General features: G+C 34.5%; 21 protein-coding genes. 11 read left to right on the forward strand and 10 right to left on the reverse strand.

All coding sequences use genetic code 11. The features are described from left to right. Nucleotides 1-4 precede the first annotated feature (4 nt). The 3 genes from CDH49_RS03770 to CDH49_RS03780 all read left to right on the forward strand — a co-directional run bounded on the left by CDH49_RS03770 (nucleotide 5) and on the right by CDH49_RS03780 (nucleotide 4471). Nucleotides 5-1543: a DUF4301 family protein gene (locus CDH49_RS03770; RefSeq protein ID WP_100614054.1), complete on the forward strand. Its 1539-nt coding sequence runs from the start codon at nucleotides 5-7 to the stop codon at nucleotides 1541-1543. Nucleotides 1544-1545: 2 nt separating this feature from the next. After that, a complete protein-coding gene (gene arfB, locus CDH49_RS03775) occupies nucleotides 1546-1953 on the forward strand; it encodes an alternative ribosome rescue aminoacyl-tRNA hydrolase ArfB (RefSeq protein WP_100614055.1) in 408 nt (135 codons plus the stop codon). Nucleotides 1954-2221: 268 nt separating this feature from the next. Continuing rightward, nucleotides 2222-4471, forward strand: a complete 2250-nt coding sequence (locus CDH49_RS03780; RefSeq protein ID WP_100614056.1) for a TonB-dependent receptor — start codon at nucleotides 2222-2224, stop codon at nucleotides 4469-4471. Nucleotides 4472-4512: 41 nt separating this feature from the next. On the opposite strand, the gene CDH49_RS03785 is transcribed toward CDH49_RS03780, so the two are convergent. Then, entirely contained in the window at nucleotides 4513-4941 is a 429-nt protein-coding gene (locus tag CDH49_RS03785; RefSeq protein ID WP_100614057.1) for a Rieske (2Fe-2S) protein, read from the reverse strand. A 253-nt stretch (nucleotides 4942-5194) separates the two neighbouring features. Between CDH49_RS03785 and greA the strand changes: the two genes are divergently transcribed. Further along, complete coding sequence (gene greA, locus CDH49_RS03790; protein WP_100614058.1) at nucleotides 5195-5668, forward strand: transcription elongation factor GreA; 474 nt, start codon at nucleotides 5195-5197, stop codon at nucleotides 5666-5668. Nucleotides 5669-5760: 92 nt separating this feature from the next. Beyond that, nucleotides 5761-6168, forward strand: a complete 408-nt coding sequence (locus CDH49_RS03795; protein WP_100614059.1) for an HIT family protein — start codon at nucleotides 5761-5763, stop codon at nucleotides 6166-6168. Here the strand turns inward: CDH49_RS03795 and CDH49_RS03800 are convergent. Continuing rightward, the gene (locus CDH49_RS03800; protein ID WP_100614060.1) at nucleotides 6151-6495 is read right to left on the reverse strand and encodes a hypothetical protein; all 345 of its coding nucleotides are present in this window, start codon (nucleotides 6493-6495) and stop codon (nucleotides 6151-6153) included. The two genes, CDH49_RS03795 and CDH49_RS03800, sit on opposite strands and share 18 nt — an antisense overlap. Beyond that, nucleotides 6488-7648 carry a sensor histidine kinase gene (locus CDH49_RS03805; protein ID WP_100614061.1) on the reverse strand — a complete coding sequence of 387 codons (1161 nt, stop codon included), beginning with the start codon at nucleotides 7646-7648 and terminating at the stop codon, nucleotides 6488-6490. Before CDH49_RS03805 ends, CDH49_RS03800 begins: the two co-directional genes overlap by 8 nt. A 145-nt stretch (nucleotides 7649-7793) precedes the next feature. On the opposite strand from CDH49_RS03805, the gene CDH49_RS03810 reads away from it, so the two are divergent. The 4 genes from CDH49_RS03810 to CDH49_RS03825 all read left to right on the forward strand — a co-directional run bounded on the left by CDH49_RS03810 (nucleotide 7794) and on the right by CDH49_RS03825 (nucleotide 11607). Next, nucleotides 7794-8171: a DUF3127 domain-containing protein gene (locus CDH49_RS03810; protein WP_100610221.1), complete on the forward strand. Its 378-nt coding sequence runs from the start codon at nucleotides 7794-7796 to the stop codon at nucleotides 8169-8171. Between the two features lie 108 nt (nucleotides 8172-8279). Then, nucleotides 8280-8909 carry a leucyl/phenylalanyl-tRNA--protein transferase gene (aat, locus tag CDH49_RS03815; RefSeq protein ID WP_100614062.1) on the forward strand — a complete coding sequence of 210 codons (630 nt, stop codon included), beginning with the start codon at nucleotides 8280-8282 and terminating at the stop codon, nucleotides 8907-8909. A 78-nt stretch (nucleotides 8910-8987) separates the two neighbouring features. After that, nucleotides 8988-10793 (forward strand): glycoside hydrolase family 2 protein, encoded by a 1806-nt coding sequence (locus tag CDH49_RS03820; protein WP_100614063.1) that lies wholly within the window; start codon nucleotides 8988-8990, stop codon nucleotides 10791-10793. Between the two features lie 178 nt (nucleotides 10794-10971). Next, nucleotides 10972-11607 (forward strand): STING domain-containing protein, encoded by a 636-nt coding sequence (locus tag CDH49_RS03825; RefSeq protein WP_100614064.1) that lies wholly within the window; start codon nucleotides 10972-10974, stop codon nucleotides 11605-11607. Nucleotides 11608-11668: 61 nt separating this feature from the next. Here CDH49_RS03825 and CDH49_RS03830 read toward each other — a convergent pair whose 3' ends face one another. Further along, a complete protein-coding gene (locus tag CDH49_RS03830) occupies nucleotides 11669-12235 on the reverse strand; it encodes a DNA-3-methyladenine glycosylase I (RefSeq protein ID WP_100614065.1) in 567 nt (188 codons plus the stop codon). Nucleotides 12236-12318: 83 nt separating this feature from the next. On the opposite strand from CDH49_RS03830, the gene CDH49_RS03835 reads away from it, so the two are divergent. Then, on the forward strand, nucleotides 12319-12948 hold the full coding sequence (locus CDH49_RS03835; RefSeq protein ID WP_239970565.1) for a thioredoxin family protein: 630 nt from the start codon (nucleotides 12319-12321) through the stop codon (nucleotides 12946-12948). On the opposite strand, the gene CDH49_RS03840 is transcribed toward CDH49_RS03835, so the two are convergent. The 6 genes from CDH49_RS03840 to CDH49_RS03865 form a co-directional block, all read right to left on the reverse strand. Then, nucleotides 12932-13660, reverse strand: coding sequence for a hypothetical protein (locus CDH49_RS03840; RefSeq protein ID WP_239970567.1), 729 nt, complete (start codon nucleotides 13658-13660; stop codon nucleotides 12932-12934). The genes CDH49_RS03835 and CDH49_RS03840 overlap by 17 nt on opposite strands. A gap of 42 nt (nucleotides 13661-13702) precedes the next feature. Beyond that, complete coding sequence (gene truB / locus CDH49_RS03845; protein WP_100614067.1) at nucleotides 13703-14392, reverse strand: tRNA pseudouridine(55) synthase TruB; 690 nt, start codon at nucleotides 14390-14392, stop codon at nucleotides 13703-13705. Between the two features lies 1 nt (nucleotide 14393). Beyond that, the gene (locus CDH49_RS03850) at nucleotides 14394-15191 is read right to left on the reverse strand and encodes an undecaprenyl-diphosphate phosphatase (protein WP_100614068.1); all 798 of its coding nucleotides are present in this window, start codon (nucleotides 15189-15191) and stop codon (nucleotides 14394-14396) included. Nucleotides 15192-15194: 3 nt separating this feature from the next. Beyond that, the gene (locus CDH49_RS03855) at nucleotides 15195-15449 is read right to left on the reverse strand and encodes a DUF3098 domain-containing protein (protein WP_100614069.1); all 255 of its coding nucleotides are present in this window, start codon (nucleotides 15447-15449) and stop codon (nucleotides 15195-15197) included. Nucleotides 15450-15596: 147 nt separating this feature from the next. Further along, entirely contained in the window at nucleotides 15597-16475 is an 879-nt protein-coding gene (locus CDH49_RS03860) for a cell division protein FtsX (protein ID WP_100614070.1), read from the reverse strand. A 104-nt stretch (nucleotides 16476-16579) separates the two neighbouring features. Beyond that, nucleotides 16580-17485: a DMT family transporter gene (locus CDH49_RS03865; protein ID WP_100614071.1), complete on the reverse strand. Its 906-nt coding sequence runs from the start codon at nucleotides 17483-17485 to the stop codon at nucleotides 16580-16582. Nucleotides 17486-17726: 241 nt separating this feature from the next. Here CDH49_RS03865 and CDH49_RS03870 point away from each other — a divergent pair, with 241 nt between their 5' ends. Beyond that, nucleotides 17727-20798, forward strand: coding sequence for a leucine--tRNA ligase (locus tag CDH49_RS03870; RefSeq protein ID WP_100614072.1), 3072 nt, complete (start codon nucleotides 17727-17729; stop codon nucleotides 20796-20798). Nucleotides 20799-20893: the final 95 nt, after the last annotated feature.

Genomic DNA, 20893 nt, shown 5'->3' on the forward strand with positions numbered 1-20893 from the left:
TGTTATGTTTACAGAAAAGGATATACAACAAATTAATAATTACGGCTTAACGGTAGAAAAAGTTAATTCTCAAATACAAACCATTAAGTCGGGAATGACATATTCCCATTTAATTGAACCCGCAGGCATTGGTAACGGTATATTAAGAGTTCAAACGAAATTTGAATATTATTTAAATGAATTCGATAGTAAACGCAACAATTTATCTATCGTAAAATTTGTGCCAGCTTCTGGAGCCGCTTCACGTATGTTCAAATTTTTGTTTCAGTTTTTAAATGAATTCGATCCAAATAAAGAAAGCATAGAAGACTATACAAAAAAGAACAAAGAGATTTCAGTATTTGTAAATGGTCTTGAAAAGTTGCCTTTTTATGATATTGTTAGAAATAAAGCCATGGAGGAAACCCCTAATTTCGACCATTTATCTTTAGGTGAACAATGTGTTTTATTTGTAAAAGCCATGCTCGACGCCAGCCAATTAAATTATAGTTTTTATCCAAAAGGGCTGTTACCGTTTCATAAATATAAAACACATTTTTCCACAGCATTTAAAGAACATTTGCTAGAAGCAACGTTGTGCGCTTCATCAAACAACAAAGCTAATTTGCATTTTACGGTTTCCGAAGCGCATACTGAGATGTTTAATAATGAATTGGAAAGTATCAAAGGGGATTTAGAAAAGGAGACCAACACCACATTTAATGTGTCATTTTCTTATCAAAGCAAATCTACCGACACCATCGCCATAACGGCAAACGATGAACTTTACAGAAATGCAGATGGCAGTTTATTGTTTAGGCCATCTGGTCATGGTGCTTTAATAGAAAATCTTAACACGCTTGATTACGATTTAATTTTCATAAAAAATATTGATAATATTGTAGTTTTTGAACAAAACAAATCCTTATCCGATTATAAAAAATTGGTAGCTGGCGTATTATTGAAAATTCAAGAACAGGCTTTCAAATACATGCATAAATTTGATGAAGACGAGATATTAGAAGATGAAATTTATAACATTGAATTGTTCGTCATAAACAGGCTTAATGTAGATTTGGGTGAGGCATATAAAGAATTAAGCCCAGAAGAAAAAATAGGGTATTTACGGGATAAATTAAACAAACCCATACGCGTTTGTGGCATGGTTAAAAATGAAGGTGAACCTGGTGGAGGCCCTTTTTGGGTAAAAGATGAAAATGGTAATCTTTCATTGGAAATTATTGAGTTTGCCCAAATAGACTTTGATAATAGTGAACAAAAAGATATCGCAAACAGTGCCACTCATTTTAACCCAACCGACTTAGTTTGTGGAGTAAGGGATTATAAAGGCAATAAATTTAATTTAACTGATTTTGTTGATCCTAAAGCAGCGTTTATTACCATGAAATCCCAAGGCGGTGTTGATATTAAAGCTTATGAATTGCCAGGGTTATGGAATGGAAGTATGGCGCATTGGAATTCCATTTTTGTTGAAATTCCAGTAAGCACCTTTAACCCCGTAAAAACGGTAAACGATTTGTTAAAACCTGCCCATCAAGTTTAGTGATGTTCGATAGTGATGGTTTATTACAAGAGTTAACATTTAAAGCAATACGAAGTTCGGGTGCTGGTGGACAACACGTAAATAAGGTATCGTCAAAGGTTGAATTGATTTTTAATTTACTGGAATCTTCCGTTTTTAATGAAGAGCAAAAGGAACGGCTTCAAAATAAACTTCAAAACAGATTAACAAAAGAAGGTGTTCTTATGTTGCAATGCGACGAAAGTCGAAGTCAGCATAAAAACAAAGAACTCGCTATTAAACGTTTTTTAGAGCTCATTGAAAAGAGCTTAATCATTCCTAAAAAGCGTGTTCCAACAAAAATCCCTAGGGCAGTTATAAAAAAACGTTTAAAAAGTAAACGTAACCTATCTGATAAAAAGGCATATAGAAAAAAACCAGATATTGATTAAAAAAAATCGTAAATCATAAATCGTAAATTGAAATTCTAATATATCTTTGCATCGTTCTCATAAAGGGGTGCCTATATCGGCTGAGATCATACCCAATGAACCTAGAACAGGTAATGCTGTTTAGGGAATCGATAAAATAGCTATTTAGATATATTTTCAAGTGATATGAGCACTTACAGATATTTTTTAAATATTTATTTATCAAAAAATTAATTATTAACAACAAAGAATAATTACCTCTTTTTATTCGATTATTAACGTAATCGTAATGAAATCTACTATTCTTAAAAATGTATTCAAACTTTTGTCATTCCTGCGAAGGCAGGAATCTCATCAAGGGAAACTATCTGTTTTCTTTTTTTTCTTAATTATTTTTAGTGCCAGTGCACAAACCAATCAAATGCAACAAGATTCAACAAAAATTGAATCACTCGACGAAGTTCTGGTAAACGCCGTTCGTGTAAATGCCACATCACCTATTACGCATTCAAACATTACTAAAAAAGAGTTGGAAAAACGTAATTTAGGTCAAGATTTGCCCATTTTATTAAATTACCTACCATCAGTGGTTACTACTTCCGATGCAGGTGCTGGTGTTGGATATACCGGGATTCGGGTGCGTGGTGTTAGTTCACAATCTACGAACGTTACTATAAATGGTATTCCTTATAACGATAGTGAGTCGTTAGGAACGTTTTGGGTTAATCTGGGAGATTTTACATCATCGGTCGAAAGCTTGCAATTGCAACGAGGTGTCGGCACCAGTACGAATGGTTCAGGAGCGTTTGGAGCCAGTATTAATGTGCTTACTCAGGCAGTTTCTAATGAGGCCAATGCTGAAATTTCCAATAGTTTTGGAAGTTTCAATACCAGAAGGCACAATGTGAAATTTAGTACAGGTTTAATCAATGATTACTTTGAATTGTCAGGGCGATTATCCCAAATTAATTCAGGTGGGTATGTAGATAGAGCTGCTTCCGATTTAAAATCATATTTCCTTCAAGGGACATACAAAGATGATAATACCTTGATTAAGGCCTTGGCTTTTGGTGGCGCTGAAGTTACTTACCAAGCATGGAATGGTATCGATGCGGAAACTTTGGCGACTGACAGAACATTTAATCCGTCAGGCATGTACACAGACGAAAATGGTTTTACCAGATTTCATGATAATGAGGTAGATGATTATAAACAAGATCATTATCAGTTACATTGGAATGAACGCCATAACAATAATTGGTCAACTAATTTAGGATTGAATTATACTTACGGTCGTGGCTTTTTTGAGCAATATAAAGAAGATGAAGATTTTGCGGATTACAGTTTAACCGAAATAACCGTTGGAGGCGAAACCATTAATACAACCGATTTAATTCGTCGCCGTTGGCTAGATAACGATTTTTATGTAGTTACTGCCAGTGCCAATTATAAAAATAATAATCTAGATATGTCTTTTGGAACATCCTACACTAATTATGTTGGTAAGCATTTTGGTGAAATTATCTGGGCAAGATACGCAAGTGATTCTGAAATAGGCGACCACTATTATGATGGCGTTGGAAAGAAAAAAGACTTTAGCATATTTACTAAAGCTACCTATAAACTAAATGATAAACTGAGTTTGTATGGCGATTTACAGATGCGTTTCGTTGATTATAAAACAACGGGATTAAGCTCAGACGTGGTGCCCTTTAATATTGATGAAAACTATGGTTTTTTCAATCCAAAAGCAGGTATTACTTATGAATTAGATGTTAACAATAACATTTATGCGTCATATGCTCGAGCCAACAGGGAACCAAGTAGAAGTGATTTTGAAAGCAATCCAAATATTAAACCAGAGCAGTTAAATGATTTTGAGTTAGGTTGGAGACACACCAACAATAACTTCAGGATAAATACCAATGCGTATTATATGTTGTATAATGAGCAATTGGTATTATCGGGTGCACTTGATAATACTGGGTCACCAATAAGGACCAATAGTGGTGCCAGTTATAGATTAGGCTTGGAGGTTGATGCAGCAATCCAAATCTCTAAGAAATTTGCCATTCAACCAAACTTCACCATAAGTTCGAATAAAAACAAAGAAACCATTATTTCACAAGATGGTGCGCTTGTTGATTTAGGAAAAACAAACATTTCATTTTCACCAGATTTTGTTGCAGCAAATGCATTGGTTTTTCAGCCAACAACGAACTTTCAAATGTCATTTTTAAGTAAGTATGTTGGTGAGCAGTTTATGGGAAATACCGATTCTGAAGCATCAAAATTAGAGAGTTATTTTGTGAATGATTTTAATATCACTTATGAAATAAACCCGAAAGCCATTTTTAAATCCATTGTGTTCTCTGGATTGGTGAACAATATTTTTGGAGAAAAATATGTGTCTAATGGGTATTACTTCACTTATGATGATGATTTTTCAAATCCAGGAACCGTTACAACCATTGAAGGCGCCGGTTATTATCCGCAAGCAACTACAAATTTCTTAATTGGAATGACATTAAAATTCTAAAGAAGCCTCTTAATCCCCTCCTTTGGAGGGGTTAGGGGAGGCTAATTATAAATCAAAAGACTATTGCCATTTTGTTCAACCCTATAATTTTTTAATGGGCATTGTAAATCGCCATTACCTATGGCTTGGCCAGTTACCAAGCTATATGTGTTTTCATCACCACAGCCACAAGTGGCATTTAGCCCAGAAACTGTGAGTGTAGAACAAGAACTTGGTGAATGGTTTGGGTCGCCAGCATCCCAAGCAAGGTAGCCGGAACCTGTATTTGTAACGATGATACCCGCATTGCCAGCATTAGGAACATATACAGAATTACTTATAAATTGTAGCTGACTGTATTGCGGTAAATTCATGTTTACACTCACATTAACGCCAACATTTAAAAGGAATCTACAATTTCTATTATCAACTGAGTCCCCACTACAAGATAAAAGAATAACAAGCAATAATAGATAGAAGAAAGATTTCATTTGCCGCTAATTTTTTAAAACGCAAGTTACAACAAAAAGCAAATTGACATATTATTTTGTATATTTCCTCTTAATATTTCTATTTTTCTTTTGTTAAGAAGGAAAGTGCTTTTTAGAGTATTCATTAATATATCACTAAAATTTTGTACTTTTGTTATTCAATCTCGTGTAAACGGGATTTTTTTATTCCGAACTCTTGCACTATTTATGTAAGCGTGGTTCGGAATCTTTTTATTAAGTAAACGATGAAGTTATGAGTAAAGTATCTTACTATACACCTGAAGGATTAAAAAAATTAAGAGACGAATTACAACAATTGAAAGATGTTGAACGTGTAAAAGCATCAAAAGCAATTGCTGAGGCTAGAGATAAAGGCGATTTAAGTGAAAATGCAGAATATGATGCGGCTAAAGAGGCGCAAGGCATGTTGGAAATGCGTATTTCTAAGCTAGAAGAATCTTTAGCAGGTGCTCGTCTGATAGATGAATCGCAAATGGACACTTCTAAAATATTGGTATTGTCTAAAGTGAAAATAAAAAACCAAACCAATGGTATGGAAATGACCTATACGTTGGTAGCGGATGGTGAAGCCAATTTAGCAGCAGGAAAAATTTCTGTAAATTCTCCTATTGGTAAAGGTTTATTAGGTAAATCTGTTGGTGATGTTGCCGAAATTCAAGTGCCAAATGGCGTTATGAAATTCGATATTATTGAAATTTCAAGATAAATAATTAAAAAATTAATGACTTTAAAAAGATTCCTGATTATCTTAATCAGGAATCTTTTTATATTTACAAAACACTCTCAAACCTCGATTTTATGGCTTCAATTTTCACTAAAATAGTTAATGGCGAGATTCCATGTTATAAAATAGCTGAAACCGACGATTTTTTAGCGTTTTTGGATGTAAACCCTAATAGCAAAGGGCACACACTTTGTATTCCTAAAATGGAAGTTGATAAGATTTTTGATTTAGATGAAAACACATATAACGGCTTAATGACTTTTTCACGAAAAGTTGCCATTGCCATAAAAAAAGCAATTCCGTGTAAACGTATTGGAATGACAGTAATCGGGTTGGAAGTGCCACACGCCCACGTGCATTTAATTCCTTTAAACACGATGGAAGATGTTCGTTTTATTCAAAAAACAAAAATGACTTCAGAAGAATTGATTGAGACTGCCAATGTTATAAAAGCAGAATTCGATTTAGATAATAACAACTAGTAAAACAATTGCTAGTACAATTATAAAAGCTAGGGTAATAATAATCCAAGACATTTTTTTCACATAAGTAGAAGCCGACATTGGTGTAAAGGCTTTTTGCTGGTATTCAACAATACGCTCAATGTCATCTGTCCATCGTTCAGGATAAATAATATTATTGCATTTGTTACAATGAATGTCTTCTTCAATTTCAGATGTAATGGATTTATACAATTGGTTTTCAATAACTTTTTGCTTAAAAGTTAGCATTAGTCCTCCTTTTCCGTAACATTCAGGGCAGTTGTTATTTAAGGAGACTTCTTTAACTGTTATAAGATTTTCATGCATAATATGCTCTTTTTAATGCAATTTGTATGGTGGTTCCTTTACCTATTTCAGATTGTAAGACTTTAATTTTCCCAAAATGGAAATCCTCAATAATACGCTTTGTGAGCGATAAACCCAATCCCCATCCTCGTTTTTTGGTTGTAAAACCAGGGTCAAAAATCTTTTTAAATAATTTCTTTGGGATACCTTTTCCGGTATCGGTAACGCTTACTTTCACGTCATCTTCAAGTTGTGATATTTCAATGGTAAGTTTGCCTCGCCCTTTCATGGCATCAATAGCGTTTTTAACCAAGTTTTCTATCACCCAACTGTATAATTGCTTGTTTAAGTTTACAGGAATATCACCTTCTGGAGTAATGATTTCAAATTCTACAAGTTTAGAGGATCGGGATTTTAAATAATCATAAGAATCAATGGTTTCTTTAATGATATCAACCATTTCTAAAGTGGGTACAGAGCCTATTTTACTAAAGCGTTCGGTAATGGTTTGTAGCCTGTCAATATCTTTTTCAATTTCCAGTATGTAATCTGGATTTAAGTTTTCGCTTTTTAAAATTTCCGTCCAGCCAATTAAAGATGAAAGCGGTGTACCGATTTGATGTGCCGTTTCTTTTGCCATACCCGACCATAATTTGTTTTGAGTAGCATTTTTGTTGCTTTTATAAAAAAAGAATATAACTGCTGAGAACAGAAAAATAATGAGTAATAATGCTAGCGGGTAATATTTTAATTTGTTCAAAAGAGGTGAATTGCCGTAATAAATTTTTTGTGCGATCTTGCCTTCTATTTCTACAGGAATGGGTCTGTTTTCAGATTCAAATTGTGCTATTAATTTTTGGACATATGCCGAGTCACTTATTTTATTTTCATCAATATTAATATAGTCGTATACACTGCCATCAGCTTTAATTACTAACATAGGTGTGGTTTTATTACCTCTTAAAATTTTCAAGGTAAGTTCATCTAAACTAGAATCTGGATTACTCGTTATAAAATCTGTTTGGGCGAACGAATAGTGTTCCATTTTGGTGCGTTCTTCATCTTTAAAATATTGGAAAAACTCATAAGTTTTCCACAATATAAGGGAGACAATAGCAAATGAAGCTACAATCATTATCCACCGCACCGTGTTCCTATAATCTGTAAAAATCACTAATAGATAGTTTTAATTATGAAATATAATGCAATTCTGTTAATATTATTGTTCAACTTGTTAGTAAATCGGTTTTTAGTTGAAAGATAGAATGGCTATATTTGTTATAACGAATATAATTGTAAAAAGATATAAATAAGAATCAATGGAAGTTCAAGGAAGAATAAAAATGATTGGCGAAACTCAAACAGTAGGGAGTGGCGGATTTAGAAAAAGAGAATTAGTAGTCACAACAGATGAGCAATATCCACAGCATATTTTAGTTGAGTTTGTACAGGATAAAACAGATTTGCTGAATAATTATAAAGTTGGGCAACAAGTAAAAGTTAGTATCAACTTACGTGGAAGAGAATGGGTGAATCCACAAGGAGAAACTAAATATTTCAATGCCATTCAAGGCTGGAGAGTTGAAGCTTTACAAGCAGCAAGTTCTGATGGCAATTTACCACCAGTTCCACCGATGGATGCGTTTGAACCTGCTGGTGATTTAAATGAAGACGATCACGACGATTTACCGTTTTAATTATAAAATGAAATAATGTCACCCTGAGCGCAGTCGAAGGGTCTTTAAAAAAAAACCTCGATGTTCATCATAACCTCGAGGTTTTTTAATTTTACATAATTACTCTCAATGCATTTCCTAACCAAAGACATAAAATTTCCAGATGTAAACGAAGCTACACGAGACGGCTTGCTTGCCATTGGAGGCGATTTATCCGTAGAACGTTTGCTATATGCTTATAAGCAAGGCATTTTTCCTTGGTTTAGCGAAGGTGAACCTATTTTGTGGTGGTCACCAAACCCGCGTTTTGTGCTGTTTCCAGAAAAGCTGAAAATGTCTAAAAGCATGAAACAATTATTAAGGAATAATGATTTTACAGTGACGGTTAATCAAGCTTTTAAAGAGGTTATGACTGCCTGTTCTAAGGTAAAGCGTAACGGACAAGGAGATACTTGGATAACAAAGGATATGATTGAAGCTTATGTGAAATTACATGAATTAGGTTATGCAACTTCTGTTGAGGTTTGGAAAAACAATGAATTAGTTGGCGGTTTATATGGCGTAGATTTAAATAACGGTGTGTTTTGTGGCGAAAGCATGTTTTCCAAAGAAAGTAATGCCAGTAAAGTGGCATTTATTACATTTATTCAAAGCACAAATTATAAGTTGATTGATTGCCAGGTGTACACCAAGCATTTAGAAAGTTTAGGAGCTGAAGAAATTCCTAGAGACCTTTTTTTGGATTTTTTAAATAGATGATTTTAAACGCAAACAATTAGTATCTTTAACCTTAGCGGTTTTTAAATCAGAATCATAAACTTTAATACAAGAATAAAAATGAAACAAATCGGATTTTTTTTAATTGTAATAGCATTAGGTTTTAATTCAATACTTAATGCACAGGAAGCAGAATTTTCTAATTTGTTGCAAAATATTGACTCTAGGAAAAAAGTGTCCTTGAACGGTTTGTGGGACATCATTATCGATCCACTTGAAAATGGGTATTACAGTCACCGTATGCAACCAAAAGACGATGGTTATTTCCGTAATGCAAAAATGAAATCTCCATCCGATTTAATAGAATATAATTTTGATACAAGTCTTCAATTAATGGTTCCGGGAGATTGGAATATGCAAATGGAAAAATTGTATTATTATGAAGGTACTGTTTGGTATAAAAAAGATTTTAAGCATACTGTTAAACAGGATGAATTAGTCTATTTATATTTTGAAGCTGTTAACTATGAAGCCATTGTTTATCTTAATGGAGAGCTTGTTGGTTCGCACATTGGGGGTTACACACCTTTTCAATTTGATGTTACAAATAAATTAAAGGAAGGTGATAATTTTGTGATTGTAAAAGTAGATAATAAACGCAAAGCAGAAAATGTACCTACCGTAAACCAAGATTGGTGGAATTATGGTGGCATCACAAGATCGGTGCATTTAATTTCTACGCCAGTATCGCATATTTCAGATTATTCAATTCAATTATCCAAAGGTTCAACAAACACCATTTCAGGATGGGTAAAGGTTAATAATGCCACAGAAGGTGAGACAGTAACCATTAGTATTCCTGAACTCAAAAAAAATGTGAATGCTAAGGTTCAAAGTGGAAAGGCTACATTTTCCATAAATGCAAAACCCATACTTTGGGAGCCTAAAAACCCCAAGTTATATGAAGTTATTATTAAAACCAATTCCGATAAATTAACGGATAGTATCGGATTTAGAACTATTGAAACAAACGGCTCTAAAATTGTATTGAATGGTAAAGACATCTTTTTAAAAGGTATTTGCATTCATGAAGAAGCACCGTTTAAATCAGGGCGCGTAACTTCTGTAGAAGAATGCAAAATACTATTAAACTGGGCAAAAGATTTAGGCTGTAATTTTGTTCGTTTAGCGCATTATCCACATAGTGAAGCCATGGTTAAGGAAGCAGAAAAAATGGGTTTTATGGTTTGGTCTGAAATACCAGTGTATTGGACCATTCAATTTGAAAATCCTGACACCTATGCCAATGCAGAAAATCAACTAACAGAAATGATTTCTCGTGATAAAAATAGAGCAGGCGTTGTCTTATGGTCTGTTGCCAATGAAACACCTGAAGGGGTAGCTCGATTGTCATTTTTAACGAATCTGGCGGAGCATGCTCGAAAATTGGACAACACGCGTTTAATCACAGCTGCTTTAGACACACAATCGCAAGATAATGAAGGACGGTTAATAGAAGATCCTTTAGGAAAAGCTGTGGATGTGATAGGTATAAACAATTACTGCGGATGGTATTACGGGGCGCCAGAATCTTGTTCAGAAATTAAATGGAAAAGCGCCTATAACAAACCCATGATTATGAGTGAAGTTGGTGGTGGCGCCTTGTTTGGTTTACATGGTGAAAAAAATGAACGTTGGACAGAAGAATACCAATCCGAGGTTTACAAAAACAATATTGAAATGATGAGAAACATTGATTTCTTGTCTGGATTGTCGCCTTGGATTTTAATGGATTTTCGTTCTTCCAGACGTCCTTTGAAAAGAATACAAGAGGATTTTAATAGAAAAGGCTTGATATCAGAGAAAGGGATGAAAAAGCAATCCTTTTTTATTCTTCGTGATTATTATCTTAAAGAAAATAATTAGTTTTCTTTTGAATTATAAGTATTATAGAGAAGATTAGCCTATTTTACATTAAATCCAGAGCGATTGAAAAAGGTTGGTTGTGTAAAAAAAATTGCTAAATTCGATTTATGATTCTTATTAAAAACGAGTATCAGCATTAAAAGGTTTTGGGTTAAACCTTGGCAATAATTTATTAAAAATGAGCAATATTTTATCCATAATAAAGGACATTATTATCTCGGCAATCATTGCAATTTTGACTTCTGGATTTTTTGGAGTTTCTAATATGATTTATCAATCAATAATTACGATACTCATTCTAGTGATAATTTTTTTAATATTAAGAGGCATCGATAAAAAGGCAAAGCGTCTTGAAATTTTATCTATTTTATACGTTGAGCAGTTTATAGCCCCTTTAATGGATTCAATACACAGTAATCAAAACTTAAATTTAGGAGGTGTGAGTTTTGATAAAGTAAAAATTTTGGTAGTACTTCCGCAAAGTTTGGCAGAATTAAACGAAACTAGGGATAACCTTGCTAAGTTAGAGCGTTTTGAAATAGAATTGTCTAACTCAGGGAATCGTAAAATTTTTGCTCAGGGCAAACAGATTGGTAAAAATCAACTCATTCTTTTTGATACACCTGTATCTTGGATAGCAAGTTTAAGTTATTTAACCAAGGCTGAAGGATTTAGCGAAAAGAAAGTATCGCAGTTGCTTCATATAATGACTGAGGATATTAAATCGTATGTTAATAAGGCATATAAGCAATCACAATTTAAGGGCCATTTAATGTTCATTCCATTTTCAGATTTTCAGAGTTATTATGCTTAACCGTAACGGACAACCTACAAACTCTAAACTAAGGTATTTTATTTGTCAATATTATTTTCGACTAAACTTCCTTATACCTAAAACACCCGACTTCATGGTCATTAACCATGCCAGTGGCTTGCATATGGGCATACACAACCGTAGACCCTACAAATTTAAAACCTCGTTTTTTGAGGTCTTTGCTTAATGCGTCACTAATGGTAGTTGTAGGTTGAGCTTCTTTGTAGTTTTTAAGTTTATTGATAATAGGTTTGCCGTCAACAAATCCCCAAATATAATTACTGAAACTTCCAAACTCATCCTGAATTTTCATAAAAGCTTGGGCGTTGGTAACGGTGGCATTAATTTTTAATCTATTTCTAATGATGCCAGCATCCAGTAATAGGCTATCCATTTTAGCTTGATTGTAGGTGGCTATTTTCTTGTAATCAAAATTATCAAAAGCCTTTCTGAAATTTTCACGTTTACGCAATATGGTTATCCAGCTTAAACCCGCTTGAAACGTTTCTAAAATTAAAAATTCAAAAATGGTTTCATCATCATAAACAGGCACGCCCCATTCTTCATCATGGTATGTTTCATAAAGCGCATCACCAAGGCACCAACCACATCTATGTTTTTCAATCATATTATTTTTGTGAGTTATTAAAATAAAGCATGATAAAAGTCATCTTTAAAGTAACACCAAGGTACTAATTTTGTTTTTATTAAATGAAGAAAATAATGGATGCAATTATTGAAAATGGTTTGCATAACAGTATGTCTTACCAAGATTATAGAGATTTAGTAAAAAAATTATCAGAACAAAACTCTACAACAGGACATGTAAAAACTGAAAAATTAGCAAATTATACCATACTTAATAATAGTAGAATGAAGCGCTGGGACAAAACCATTGTAGTGCCTAAAGATATTGAAAAGAAGATAAAATCGTTTAAAGAACAGGTAACTTGGTTGGTTATAATAGAAAGCTGGTGTGGCGATGGCGCCCATGTTTTGCCTGTTCTTAACAAATTATCCGAGTTAAATAATCATATTGATTTAAAAGTAGTGCTTCGGGATGACAATCCAGAATTGATGGATGCTTTTTTAACTGAGGGAACGAAATCCATTCCTAAATTGATTATGATTGACACAAAATCTGGCAACGTTATACATACGTATGGCCCCAGACCTAGTGAAGCCGCAGCTTATGTTAACAGATTTAAGGCGAAGTATGGTAAATTAACGCCCGAATTTAAAGAAGATTTACAACATTGGTATAACACCAATAAAGGCTTGAATGTAATGGAAGATGTTGTTGAAGCACTTTGCAGATTAGAGCCTAATTTTTGCCAATAAAATAAAAAGTAATAGATCCTACCTGCGTTTTTTTGGAAGGATCGGCACTAAATTGAGAGTTTTTAGCGTATTCAAGCGCATGACCAATTAAACAATCATTGTTTGATGTAGATGAGTTGTTTAAATAGGTGTCAATAACATTTCCCTTGTCGTTTACGGTAATATTAATCACTATTTTTCCATCAACTTCACAAAGGTACACGGGTATTGGAATGTAAACTTTTTTTCTATCGACCAATGAAAAGCTAATGGTGCTTTTGGTATTTACACTTTCGGCTTGCTGTTTTTTCAATAAATCATTTACTTTACTGAATGACGATAATTCTTCTTTATTAACAGCAGGCTTAAGCGGTTTTTGTTCACTTACAGCACTCGAATTATCACCATCGCCTTCATCATTATCCTCACTAGGTTTTTTATATTCATAATCTTCTGGCGGTGCAATGGTTTTGTATGCTTGCGCGAATTGTTTGTTATCGGCAGTTTCATTAAAAGCACTATTCGTCTCGGCTTTAGTGTTGTTTAATTTTTCTAAAGCCTCAAGGATTTTAACGTCTTCTTCAGTCAATTCTTTTTCTGGTTCCATTTCGTAGTAACTTTCAGAAGCTAATTCACCACGTTGTTTTAAGTCGAAAATGAAAGCAGAAAACACCACAGTTCCAGAAAGGAAAAAGGTTATAAGTAGGGCTTTATGTTGATTTGTTAGGTTCAAATCTATTGAAATGTTTATCGAATATACGTAAAATTAAATAACTTAGTCGTTGAGTGACGTAATAAAATCGACAACGGTAATAGCATCAGCTACATTAAAGTCACCAATTTTTGTTCTTCTTAAGGCCGATAAGTGCGCACCAGAATGCAAAGCTTTACCAAAATCATGTGCCAAAGAACGGATGTAAGTACCTTTGCTACAAACCACTCTGAAGTCAATATTTAGGGCATCTATGTTTGTAATTTCAAATTCCTGTATTGAAATACTTCTTGCTTTAATCTCAACATCTTCACCAGCTCTAGCAAATTCATACAGGCGTTTTCCATCTTTTTTTATGGCTGAAAACACGGGAGGATATTGTTGTATATCGCCAATAAACTGTTTTGTGGTTTCTTCAATTAATTTATTGGTAATATGCTCAGTTGAAAAGGTTTCGTTGATGTCTGTTTCCAAATCATAAGAAGGTGTGGTGCTTCCTAAAACAAAAGTGCATGTATATTCTTTTATTTGTGCTTGAAATGTATCAATCTGCTTGGTCATTTTACCAGTGCAAATGATTAAAAGTCCCGTTGCCAAGGGGTCTAAAGTGCCAGCATGGCCAACTTTAATGTTTTTAATTTTAAAGGTTTGCTTTAATTCCCAACGTAATTTATTGACGACTTGAAAGGAGGTCCAATGTAATGGTTTGTCTATGAGTAAAATTTGACCCGATTGATAGTCTTCCGCAGTCATTTTAAGTGTTTAATAAAGAAAATATAATGGCAATTAACCCAACAATGGTGCAGTAGATAGCAAAGTACGAGAGTTTACTTTTTTTGACTAAAGATATCATCCAAGTACAAGCAAATAATCCCGCAACAAACGCAGCTATAAAACCAATGGAAAGTGAGGCAAAATTTCCGCTGTCGTAAGTAAGGTCACCACTTAAAATGTCTTTAGCTATTTTTCCGAAAATTAAAGGCACTACCATTAAAAATGAAAAGCGGGCTGCTTTTGTTTTATCGTTACCAAGTAATACAGATGTTGATATGGTAGCTCCAGAACGTGATATGCCTGGAAGCATAGCAATAGCTTGGGAAACACCTATAACAAAGGCGTTTTTGAATGATACTTTTTTGTCGGTATCTTTAGCTTTATCGGCAAGAAATAATAGAATCGCTGTAACCAATAGCATGCAACCTACTAATAAAATATTGCCGCCAAATAATGATTCCAATTGTTCTTCGAAAAATAATCCAACAATAACAGCAGGAATCATTGAAATAGCAATTTTTAAAATAAACTGTAAATCGTCATTCCATTCAAACTTTAAAGCTCCTTTTACAATACTTAATATGTCTTTTCTAAAAATAACCATCGTACTTAAAGCGGTTGCAAAATGCAAAACGACTGTAAAAAGGAGGCTTTCTTCAGGGACTGATTGGTCACCAAGAATGGCTTTCCCTATTTCTAAATGTCCACTTGAAGATACTGGTAAAAATTCGGTAAGCCCTTGTATGATACCAAGGATAATAGCATCTATAATTTCCATTATTTATTCCTTGTCCGGATTCAACAAAATGGCATACACTTGAATACCAAAACCAATTAAGATTAAAGTTGGTGCTAAGCGAATGCGTCTCCAACTAAAAATATCTGGATTAAAAACATTGGGGTCGTCACTACCGCCACCAGCCATTAATACATATCCCAAAGCGATGCAAGCCAATCCTATAAACATGAATTTGTAGTTTTTCTTCCCAAATACAAATCCACCTCTAGAGTCTTCTTTACGTTTTTTATCTCCCATAATTATCTTTCTCAAAAGATTTTAGTGCAAATTAACAGATTTATTTAAAACAATAGCGTTAATGGAAATCTAATTTATGAATTTTAAAATCCAATCCCGATAGCTATTGGGACCAAAACCTAGAACCCAACACCCAGAACCCAAGACCTAATAATATAGATCGTCCGTCTTTAAATTTAAAAAGCGTTGTGTGGCAATATGTGTGCTTATCCAAGTGATCACGATTCCCAAGGCAAAAACGCCAACAAATAAAAGTGTAACCAACACAGGGTTGCTAAGCAGTTGCAGCTCACTAAAGGTTTTGTTTAAATAATAGAGAACGATTGCCATGCCTATTAAAGCTACAACGGCACCAATAATGCCTAAACGCACACTTTGCCAAACAAAAGGGCGTCTAATAAATTGCTTGGTAGCGCCTACCATTTGCATGGTTTTTATGGTAAATCGTTTAGAATATACCGCCAATCTGATGGAACTATTTATTAGTAATACCGCTATGAGGGTAAAAATACCACTGATAACCAATACCCAAAAACTGATTTTTTTAACGTTATCGTTCATCAAGTTCACCAAATCGTTATCGTAAGTCACTTCATCCACAAAGTTTTTAGAAGTCGCTTCTTCAGAAATTTTTTCAAGTTGTTCAGAAGTTACAAAATCTGCTTTTAAATGCACATCAATACTATTTTGTAACGGATTGTACCCAACAAAATCCATAAAATCTTCACCGTTTTCGGCCTTCATAATCTCGGCAGCCTGTTCTTTGGAAACATATTCAATAGACTTTACATATTCAGACAACGCCAAACTTTTCTCAAGTTGTTTGGTTTCAACTTCTTTTGCCGATTCTTTCAAGTAAATAGTAAGTACTACCTGTTCTTTAAAATGATCAGATACTTTTTTGGCGTTAAGCACCAACATGCCTAATAATCCTAATAAAAAAAGTACCAAAGCAATACTTAATACCACTGAGAAATAAGAAGAAATTAATCGGCGTTTTTGGTCTTTTTCAAATCTTGAACTCATACATCATGTAGTTGAAGTTGTAAAAATAATAAAGAAATCTTATTACTTATGGTTTACTAGGTTTAAACTTTAAATATTGTTTTTTATTGCCTCTTGATTACTCGCTATTTTTGTGGTTTGCTAACCAAATAGACGCCTACAACTACCAGCAAACAACTTAATATTTTTACCAAATTAATATCTTTGGAATAGGTGTCATCCATGAATGTATAAGCCAAAATGCTTACCATGATAAAACTCACCGCTGGCTGAAAATAAATATAACTACTATTTATGGAAGGCGATACATGATTAAGAGCATAAATATTTAAAAGATAAGCCAGAAAGGTGGTGAATAATACCATATAGCCCGCTATTAAATAAGAATTTAAAGTAAAAGCTTCAAAATTTGTTTCTAATACATTATCAATTCCAAACGGAAAAACGATGATAAATCCAATTAAAAACATCCAACTAATAACGGTTATGGGATGGTATTTTTTCATCAAGTTTTTTGCCAAAACAAGAAAAAGTCCGTAAAAGCAGGCATTTAAAAAAATAAACAAATTGCCAAGGAACGAACTGGTTCCAACAGCCGTATTGCCATATATAATGAGTGTAATGGCGCCGATACCACCAATGGCAATGCCTAATAGTTTGTTTTTTGTAATGCATTCTTTTAAAATAAACAAACTAAAAACCAAAACAACCACAGGTGTCAGGGTCATAATTATGGATGCATCAATGGGCGATGTTAAACTAATACCATGAAAAAATAACAACTGACTGGCTGCACCACCAAACAGGCCACACATAAAAAACATGAGCACATCTTTTTTCTCAATATGTTCTCTAGTAAGCGAGAATTTAATCAGCCAAAATAAAAGTGTGCAAACACCAAGACGGATAACGACCATCGCAGTGGGATCGATTTTTTCAGGCATGATGCCTTTTGCTATGATATAACTAGCACCATAAATGGTATTGGCTCCTAATAAAGCGAGATGGGCTTTGGTTGAATTGCTTATCAAAAAAGGAAGAGTTATTAAAACGGCAAAATTACAAATTGCATTTTAAAGACATATTAATGTTAGATATTAATTTGCTATGAAAATGGCATGGATTAATTAGTTGTAAACCTTTACTGTTTTCTATTTAAAATGTAAATTTGCGCTTTTAATGAAGGCTCGCAAAGTCGCAAAGCCGCAAAGTTTTCCCTAATAGTTAAAGATTTCTTTGCGACTTCGCGTCTTTGCGAGAAAAAATTGATATATGATATACAATTTCAACGAGATAGAAGCCAAATGGCAAAAATATTGGGCCGATAACCAAACGTTTAAAGCTGAAAACACATCGGATAAACCCAAATTTTACGTGTTAGATATGTTTCCGTACCCCAGTGGTGCGGGCTTACATGTGGGTCATCCGTTAGGCTATATCGCTACCGATATTTATGCACGTTACAAACGCCATAAAGGCTTTAATGTATTGCATCCGCAAGGGTACGATAGTTTTGGTTTGCCTGCCGAACAATATGCCATTCAAACAGGGCAACATCCGGCATTGACAACCGAAGAAAACATTAAAACGTATCGTCGTCAATTAGACCAAATCGGATTTTCATTCGATTGGTCTCGTGAAGTGCGAACATCCGACCCAAGTTATTACAAATGGACACAATGGATTTTCATCCAATTATTCAATTCTTGGTATAATAACGATAGTGATAAAGCGGAAGACATTTCAGAACTTGAAAAAATCTTTGCTTCGGAAGGAAATTCAAAAGTAAATGCTGTTTGTGATGATAATATACAACCTTTTTCTGCGGAAGATTGGAATGCTTTTGATACCGTCAAACAACAACAAATTTTATTACAATATAGACTCACATATTTAGCTGAAACCGAAGTGAACTGGTGCCCTGCATTGGGAACGGTTTTGGCAAATGATGAAATAGTCAATGGCGTTTCCGAACGTGGTGGCCATCCCGTTATCCGTAAAAAAATGACCCAATGGAGCATGCGTATTTCTGCTTATGCCGAACGTTTGCTTCAAGGATTGGAAACTATCGATTGGACAGAATCCTTAAAAGAAACCCAACGTAACTGGATTGGAAAATCGGTTGGAGCGAGTGTGTCGTTCAACGTCATTGCGAACGGAGTGAAGCAATCTCATGTTATAGACGTATTCACCACTAGACCCGACACCATTTTCGGTGTTTCATTCATGACGCTTGCTCCAGAACACGAATTAGTATCTCAAATAACAACACCAGCACAAAAATCTGAGGTTGAAAATTATATAGAAGCCACCGCCAAACGTAGCGAACGCGATCGGATGTCCGATGTAAAAACCATTTCAGGAGCATTTACGGGTGCATATGTAGAACATCCGTTTACCAAAGAACCCATTCCGGTGTGGATTGGCGATTATGTGTTAGCTGGCTACGGAACAGGTGCCGTAATGTCTGTGCCATGTGGCGACCAACGTGATTACGATTTTGCAAAACATTTTAATATTCCTATTCCCAATATTTTTCAGGGCGCAGATATTTCAAAAGAAGCTTTTGTAGATAAGGACAAAACCATTATTGCCAATAGCGATTTCTTAAACGGATTAAGCTATAAAGAAGCAACTCAAAAAGTCATTGCTGAACTTGAAAAATTAGGACAAGGACAAGGTAAAACCAATTACCGTTTGCGCGATGCCGTATTTAGTCGCCAGCGATATTGGGGCGAACCTTTCCCAGTGTATTATGTAGATGGGATGCCGCAAATGATTGATGCCAAACATTTGCCCATAAAATTACCCGAAGTTGAAAAATATTTACCAACCGAAACGGGCGAGCCACCATTAGGAAACGCTAAAAAATGGTATTGGTTGCAATACGGTGATAAAGCTGATATTGTCTCTAAAGATGAGTTTGAGAATTCCTCACCTTCGGGGAGGTTAGGTGGGGCTTTAGAGCTAAATACCATGCCTGGTTGGGCAGGCAGTTCTTGGTATTTTAATCGCTATATGGATGCGCATAACGAAAACGAATTTGCCAGTAAAGAAGCCTTAAACTATTGGAAAGATGTCGATTTATACATCGGCGGCAGCGAACACGCCACAGGCCATTTATTATACTCCCGTTTTTGGCAAAAATTCTTGTTCGATAAAGGCTTTGTGCCTGTGGATGAATATGCTAAAAAGCTGATTAACCAAGGGATGATTTTGGGAACGAGTGCTTTTGTCCATAAAATTAAAGAAACTGGATATTATTTACATAATGAAGAAATTCCTGAGGATGAGATGAGAGAAAGGGACGAATTGTTTGATTCCATTTTTAGTGATTTGTTGGCAAATGCTGTTATCTCATATGATTTAATTGACGGAAATAAAGAATATGATGCGATTTTAGGGCCTAAATATAATTTAGGAAAAGTTGTTAAAGAATTAAATCTTGAATTATCAGATTTCGAGAATAATGGATTTGACTTGAATAAAATCTCATTTATAACTTACTCAAGTCATAGTCCTTTGGAATGTGTAAATCTTCAAGATGAACTTGATTTTAATGACTACAATAATTGGTTGAGGGAAGAAAATATTAAGAGACCAGTTACTAATTCTAAAGCGAAAATAAAAGTTTCAAGAGAAGTTGAAAAAATGTCCAAATCCAAATACAACGTGGTCAATCCAGACCAAATATGTGTTGATTATGGTGCCGACAGTTTACGACTTTACGAAATGTTTTTAGGGCCATTAGAGCAATACAAACCTTGGAATACCGCTGGTATTACCGGTGTGCATGGGTTTCTTAAAAAACTATGGAGATTATATCATCAAGGAGAAAATGAAACTTTTTACGTTTCTGATTCCCCTCCTTCGGAGGGGCTAGGGGAGGCTCTTAAAACCCTCCACAAAACCATCAAAAAAGTACAGGAAGATATCGAGAATTTCTCGTTTAATACGTCTGTATCAACATTTATGATTGCCGTGAATGAGTTTACATTACAAGAATGTAAAAGCAGAGCAATATTAGAACCCTTTTTAATTTTATTGTCACCATATGCACCTCATATCGCAGAAGAATTATGGGAAAAGTTGGGACATGACGAATCCATTTCCACAGCACCATTCCCCATATTTGATGCCAGTCATTTGGTAGAAAGCAGTAAAAATTACCCGATTTCATTCAATGGCAAAATGCGTTTCACCTTAGAATTACCCATGGATTTTAATGCACAACAAATTGAAGACGCGGTCATGGCACACGAAAAAACACAAGAACAATTACAAGGCCGTGCTCCTAAAAAAGTGATTATAGTTCCCGGAAAAATAGTAAATATTGTAGGCTAACGTCATTGCGAGGAGGTACGACGAAGCAATCTGTTTAATCTTAGGTACACATCATGAGATTGCTTCGTTCCTCGCAATGACGGGTTTTTATTTCT

The sequence above is a fragment of the Confluentibacter citreus genome, assembly GCF_002807055.1.
GTDB lineage: Bacteria > Bacteroidota > Bacteroidia > Flavobacteriales > Flavobacteriaceae > Confluentibacter > Confluentibacter citreus.

Bases quoted from the DNA above. Each gene is read 5' to 3' on its own strand.
- aat (WP_100614062.1), top strand. From the start codon at position 8,280: ATGCATTTCCTAACCAAAGACATAAAATTTCCAGATGTAAACGAAGCT.
- arfB (WP_100614055.1), top strand. From the start codon at position 1,546: ATGTTCGATAGTGATGGTTTATTACAAGAGTTAACATTTAAAGCAATA.
- CDH49_RS03850 (WP_100614068.1), bottom strand. From the start codon at position 15,191: ATGGAAATTATAGATGCTATTATCCTTGGTATCATACAAGGGCTTACC.
- CDH49_RS03860 (WP_100614070.1), bottom strand. From the start codon at position 16,475: ATGAGTTCAAGATTTGAAAAAGACCAAAAACGCCGATTAATTTCTTCT.
- CDH49_RS03810 (WP_100610221.1), top strand. From the start codon at position 7,794: ATGGAAGTTCAAGGAAGAATAAAAATGATTGGCGAAACTCAAACAGTA.
- CDH49_RS03825 (WP_100614064.1), top strand. From the start codon at position 10,972: ATGAGCAATATTTTATCCATAATAAAGGACATTATTATCTCGGCAATC.
- CDH49_RS03780 (WP_100614056.1), top strand. From the start codon at position 2,222: ATGAAATCTACTATTCTTAAAAATGTATTCAAACTTTTGTCATTCCTG.
- CDH49_RS03855 (WP_100614069.1), bottom strand. From the start codon at position 15,449: ATGGGAGATAAAAAACGTAAAGAAGACTCTAGAGGTGGATTTGTATTT.
- CDH49_RS03800 (WP_100614060.1), bottom strand. From the start codon at position 6,495: ATGCATGAAAATCTTATAACAGTTAAAGAAGTCTCCTTAAATAACAAC.
- greA (WP_100614058.1), top strand. From the start codon at position 5,195: ATGAGTAAAGTATCTTACTATACACCTGAAGGATTAAAAAAATTAAGA.
- CDH49_RS03785 (WP_100614057.1), bottom strand. From the start codon at position 4,941: ATGAAATCTTTCTTCTATCTATTATTGCTTGTTATTCTTTTATCTTGT.
- CDH49_RS03820 (WP_100614063.1), top strand. From the start codon at position 8,988: ATGAAACAAATCGGATTTTTTTTAATTGTAATAGCATTAGGTTTTAAT.
- CDH49_RS03835 (WP_239970565.1), top strand. From the start codon at position 12,319: ATGAAGAAAATAATGGATGCAATTATTGAAAATGGTTTGCATAACAGT.
- CDH49_RS03870 (WP_100614072.1), top strand. From the start codon at position 17,727: ATGATATACAATTTCAACGAGATAGAAGCCAAATGGCAAAAATATTGG.
- CDH49_RS03830 (WP_100614065.1), bottom strand. From the start codon at position 12,235: ATGATTGAAAAACATAGATGTGGTTGGTGCCTTGGTGATGCGCTTTAT.
- truB (WP_100614067.1), bottom strand. From the start codon at position 14,392: ATGACTGCGGAAGACTATCAATCGGGTCAAATTTTACTCATAGACAAA.
- CDH49_RS03770 (WP_100614054.1), top strand. From the start codon at position 5: ATGTTTACAGAAAAGGATATACAACAAATTAATAATTACGGCTTAACG.
- CDH49_RS03795 (WP_100614059.1), top strand. From the start codon at position 5,761: ATGGCTTCAATTTTCACTAAAATAGTTAATGGCGAGATTCCATGTTAT.